Annotated in this window: 1 protein-coding gene; it reads left to right on the plus strand. The window is 43.2% G+C overall.

The window, feature by feature from the left end; genetic code table 11:
* The coding region (locus tag GMD6S_RS09865) for a methionine ABC transporter permease (protein WP_000441945.1) at positions 1-522 on the plus strand (522 nt) is incomplete at its 5' end.
* Positions 523-672: the final 150 nt, after the last annotated feature.

Consider the following 672-nt stretch of genomic DNA (forward strand, 5'->3'; position numbering starts at 1 on the left):
GGCGGTGTCTTGGAAAATAAGGTTATCTTCTGGATTTTAGACAAGATTACCTCTATTTTCCGTGCGGTACCATTTATCATCCTCTTGGCAATCATGTCGCCACTGTCTCACTTGATTGTCAAAACAAGTATCGGGCCAAATGCAGCCCTTGTCCCACTTTCTTTTGCGGTCTTTGCCTTCTTTGCCCGTCAGGTGCAGGTTGTCTTGGCTGAGTTAGATAGTGGTGTCATTGAGGCGGCTCAAGCGAGCGGAGCGACCTTCTGGGACATCGTGGGTGTTTACCTATCAGAAGGTCTTCCAGATTTGATTCGTGTGACGACTGTGACCTTGATTTCCCTTGTTGGGGAAACAGCTATGGCCGGTGCGGTTGGAGCTGGTGGTATTGGTAACGTAGCCATTGCCTATGGATTTAATCGTTACAATCACGATGTGACTATCTTGGCGACCATTATTATCATCTTGATTATCTTTACAATCCAGTTCTTGGGAGATTTCTTGACCAAGAAATTAAGTCATAAATAATGGAAGGAGTTCAACGGGACTCCTTTTTGTTTTCTAACCGAAATGCAAGAAGGATAAAGCTTCTTTTTAGAAATATGCTATAATAAACAAAGGTCCCCAATTAGCAAGTCAGAAACTTTGCTGTAGAAGGGATGATAATGTAAAGGAGTT

The organism is Streptococcus sp. GMD6S, from assembly GCF_000297015.1.